This is a genomic window from Variovorax sp. efr-133-TYG-130 (genome assembly GCF_030208835.1).
Lineage (GTDB): Bacteria > Pseudomonadota > Gammaproteobacteria > Burkholderiales > Burkholderiaceae_C > Variovorax.
Map to the genome: position 1 here is coordinate 1 of NZ_JARVTD010000062.1, position 4,448 is coordinate 4,448.

Below are 4,448 nucleotides of genomic sequence, written 5' to 3' on the forward strand. Positions count from 1 at the left end.
TGCACGTGGAGATGATCGCGGCCTCGACCTGGGGGTGGCGGCCGGTGCCGAAAGAGCTGCGCAGGCTCTGCAGCGTGGGGGCGATCTGGTCGAGCGCGAACGCAAAACGACCGCGCAGATCGAGCGGCGCGGTCGTGTGGTTCAACCCGAGGGCCCAGACGGTCATGTATGTGGTTGTGCGAGTCGGCAACGCAGGGCGCTGCGCCCGTGCACAGCCTGTCGCAATCCAATTCCCTCGCACCCGACGATGCGTGACTATATGTAGCGGAAACCCGAGTGTCCACCTGAGTGCCCGCCGAGGCCCTCGTTCCTACCCCACGTAGGACGTGTGATCCGGGGCTCCTTCGGTCGTGGGAGGAACATCCTGATCAGGGCAGTCGGCGTGAATCAAAGTGCCGTTACGCCAAACGGGTGCGCTGGGGAGCGGCGCTACGCTGTCTTAAGAATGCCTCTGCATCGATCTCGTAATTTTACAATGTGAAATAAATGTCGTTTGAGCGACGCATATGGGTGGATCGGCAGGGATTGGGTTTGTAGTTTCAGCACAACGGAACAGACCTTCGCCGCGGTTTTCGGGCGAATTGTTTTGCCCTGCCGCAGCGGCTCTGGTGCAATAGCATCAACTTCCCAAAAGGAGGTTGGCCCGGGGTCCGGTGGGAGCACAAATGTGCCAGTCACGGTGAGCCCCTCGCACCGGAGCCCTATGTTTAACCTTGGAGAAACTTGCAATGAAAAAATCTCTAGTTGCTCTGGCTGCCCTGGCTGTCGCCGGTGTTGCCTCGGCTCAGTCGTCCGTCACTCTGTTCGGTGTGGTCGACGCGTCGATCAGCGGCTATTCGAGCACATCGCGTGACCTGAACCCGACCGTGTTCCCCAACGCTTTCGGCATTCCCGTCTACCTGAACCAAGGTTCGGTCAAGACCAGCAGCCGTCAACTGGCTAACTCGGGCTACAACTCCAGCCGTATCGGCTTCCGTGGTACGGAAGACCTCGGCGGCGGCCTGGCAGCCAGCTTCTGGCTCGAAGCCCCGATCTCCAACGACGACGGCCAAACCGGTATCTCGACGTTCGCACGTCGTTCGACCGTGAGCCTGTCGGGTGGTTTCGGTGAGCTGCGCCTGGGTCGTGACTACACCCCGACGTTCTGGAACGACACCGTGTTCGACCCGTTCGGCACCAACGGCGTGGGCTCCAACCTGATCAACACGGCTAACAACGGCTTCGGTAGCTTCCTTGGTACCGCTCCTACGCCTGTTCCTGGCGTGCCCAACGTGAGCACGAGCAACTACGTTCGCGCAAGCAACACCATTGGCTACTTCCTGCCCCCGAACCTCGGCGGCTTCTATGGCCAAGTGATGTACGGCATGAGCGAGAAGACCAAGTACGACAACGGCATCTACACGCCCACGACGGCTAACGCCGCTCGTCAAGGTCGTTACGTCGGTGGCCGTTTCGGCTACGCAAACGGTCCTCTGGACGTGGCTCTGGCCTACGGTTCGAGCACGATCGGCGACAACTACTACGCTGGCACGACCACCAAGGTCAACACCCTGAACCTGGGCGCTTCGTATGACTTCGGTCCCGTGAAGCTGTTCGGTGAAGTGTCGCAAGCCAAGAACAAGATCGACTACGAAGTGACGCCTTTCCTGGGCGGCCGCAACGACATCGACCTGAAGGGCTACCTGATCGGCGTGACGGTTCCCGTCGGTGCCGGCCTGATCCGCGCTTCGTACTCGGCAGTCAAGTACGACCTGAACCAGCCGTTCAACCCGTTCGTGCTGAACAACAACGCCGACCCGAAGGCTAACAAGCTGGCTCTGGGCTACGTGCACAACCTGTCGAAGCGCACGGCTCTGTACGCAACGATCGCTCGCGTCAGCAACAAGAACGGCGCTGGCCTGACCGTTGGCGGCCCCAGCTTCTACCAAAACGCAGCTGGCGTCTTCACCCCGAAGACCTCGACCGGCTACGACTTCGGTATCCGTCACGCTTTCTAATTTGACGCTGGCGCAAGCCAGCTTCGAATGAAAAAGCCAAAAGCCACTCGGCGAAAGTCGAGTGGCTTTTTTTTTTCCGAGGGCCTTGAGGAGAAGAGCGGGGCCTGTCTTGCATCCGTTGTTGCCATGCATGCCTGCCAATGGTCGCGTTGGATTCGAACTCTTGTTTAGAAAGGAGGCTTGCGGGCAGTGTCGGTCGGCGTGCGGCAAGCGCAAGCCTGAAGTAAGGCACACTCCGCTGCGGGTGACACGGAGCGGCAGGCTTGCTGTGTCCGGCCGTGTTTGCATCCAGACGCTCTGATCGTCGGCAGCGGGCGATCGGTCCAAGAAACTCAATCCCAGCATGGCACAGAATGCAAGTCGGTGAAGCGCCAACGCAGAACAAAGTCGATCTGCTCGACCTGAACGATCTCCGGATCTTTACCTATGTAGCGGTCCTCTACAGCTTCTCCGCTGCCGCGGACGAACTGGGTATCAGCAAGTCGAGCGTCAGTCGCAGCATCGTGCGGCTGGAGACTCTGATGGACACGCCGTTGCTCAACCGGACCACGCGCAAGGTCAAGCTCACACGCGCCGGGAATGTGCTCAAGGACCGAGGCGTCGAAATCATGAAGCGCATCGGTGAGTCCATCGGCTACGTCGGTGATCTGGGCCTCGCCCCGCAGGGGCAGCTGACCGTCTGCATCGCAGCGGATGCGGGTCTGGAGGAACAGGTGCAGCAGTCGGTGCTGCCGCGTTTCCTCGAACGGTATGAAGGTGTCAACGTCGTTCTGCGCTCCACGACGCAGAAGGCCGAGCTTCGCTCGGAGAACGTGGACGTTGCCATTTCGAGCGGTCCCACGCACCCGCCGGGATCCTCGAGGTTCGTCTCGCTGGCGCGCTGGCTTTGTGCCTCCCCAGCCTATCTGGCGCGGCGCGGCCTTGTCCAGACCCTGGATGACCTGGGCATGCACGACATCATTGCTACCAATGATCGGGAGACCCACTTCGCGCCTGGGCTGGGCAATCTGTTCGAACTCGAAGTCTTCAAGGACATCCGTCCGCGACTCAACATCGACGATCTGGTTGGCGCACGCCATCTGTCGATCCAGGGGCTGGGGATTGTCTGCCTCCCTGAACACATGTGCAGGGACCAAGTGCGCCAAGGGGAATTGGTGCGCCTGCTTGCGGACCTGGAAATTCGCTCCCTGGATCTGAACGTCTTCTATCCAAGCAAGCGCAGTGCCGCGCCTGTGGTCAGGGCGTTCACCGAACTGCTCAGAGCGGGCCTGAGTTCCGTCGCGAGGTTTCCTGCAGGGGAGGGCCAAGCCATTGATGCACAGGCCTCATCGGCTGTCGCCGCGACGGGCCTGTCCGGCGACGCGTCGGCCTTGCCCCAATCGTCGCTCGCGGTTTCGCCGCATGAGGACCCTCCTTCTGCCTGAAGCTCCGCCTGAGGTGTGGGATGCTGCCATCGTCATGCAGCAACACCCGCCCGGCTACGACAAGCTTCGCGATGCCATCTCCAGTTTCGAGGTCAGCACCTTGCCGATCTCGGACATCGGTTCCGGATCTGTCATCGCGCCATGGTGGCATGCGATTTCATAGACATTGACCTGGCCCTTTACATAGGGGAGCCAGACCTCCGGGGATGGAAGGCGGGGCGTTTCGGTGGCAACGAACAGCAACAGGCTGCCCGTGATCTTTTCAGGCTTGTAGTCCTTGAGAAGCGACACGTTGTGTTTGGTCACGACGGTCATTCTTTCGACGTGTTCCTTGCTGAGACTCGAAAGAATGGATTTCTCTGCGCTGAAGGTGATCCCCTGCCGTATTCTTTCCCTGTGGAGGTAGGCCGTCTTCCGCTCGACGGGGAAGTCGAGCCGGTCGATGTCGGGCTGCTGATTCGGCGTCTTGAAAATGTTCACATGGGGTGGATAGGTATCGAGCAGAACGACCTGGTTGTCCAACCCGCTTTGTGCGGATGCAAGGCGGGCTATTTCGACGGCAACGTATCCGCCGAACGACCAGCCGAGCAGGTTGTAGGGACCTGAGGGTTGAATCTTGCGGATCTCTTCCAAGTAGTCTGCAGCCATCGCCTCGATCGAATCCGGCATGAGCGAGAGGTCGGTATACCCCCGGGCCTGCAGGCCGTAGACGGGTCGGTTGTCACCAAGGTATTTGATGAGCGAGCCGTAGCCCCAGCTCAATCCACCTCCCGGGTGGATACAGAACAGCGGCGCGATGTCGCCCGTGGCCCGGATCGGGATCAGCGTCTCGAACGAGTCATTCTGGTCCTTGGCGTTGATCCGCTCGTTGAGCTGCGCGACGGTGGGCGCCTCGAACAGCGTGCGGATGGCCAGGTCCACCCCCAGTGCGGAGCGGGTGCGGCTGATGAGTTGGGTCGCCAGCAGGGAGTGGCCGCCGAGGTCGAAGAAGTTGTCGTCGATGCCGACCTGGGGGAGGTGGAGGATC

At 60.7% G+C, this 4,448-nt stretch carries 3 protein-coding genes and 1 pseudogene; 2 read left to right on the forward strand and 2 right to left on the reverse strand.

The window, feature by feature from the left end:
• Nucleotides 1–166: pseudogene (locus QRN67_RS33090) on the reverse strand (glutamyl-tRNA reductase); the annotation flags it as partial.
• A gap of 562 nt (nt 167–728) precedes the next feature.
• Here QRN67_RS33090 and QRN67_RS33095 point away from each other — a divergent pair.
• Together QRN67_RS33095 and QRN67_RS33100 are read left to right on the forward strand one after the other, a co-directional pair.
• Nucleotides 729–1,997, forward strand: a complete 1,269-nt coding sequence (locus QRN67_RS33095) for a porin (RefSeq protein ID WP_285415298.1) — start codon at nt 729–731, stop codon at nt 1,995–1,997.
• Nucleotides 1,998–2,350: 353 nt separating this feature from the next.
• Nucleotides 2,351–3,421: a LysR family transcriptional regulator gene (locus QRN67_RS33100; RefSeq protein ID WP_285415300.1), complete on the forward strand. Its 1,071-nt coding sequence runs from the start codon at nt 2,351–2,353 to the stop codon at nt 3,419–3,421.
• A 54-nt stretch (nt 3,422–3,475) separates the two neighbouring features.
• Here the strand turns inward: QRN67_RS33100 and QRN67_RS33105 are convergent.
• Nucleotides 3,476–4,448, reverse strand: a 973-nt coding sequence (locus tag QRN67_RS33105) for a thioesterase domain-containing protein (RefSeq protein WP_285415302.1), incomplete at its 5' end; no start/stop codon positions are given.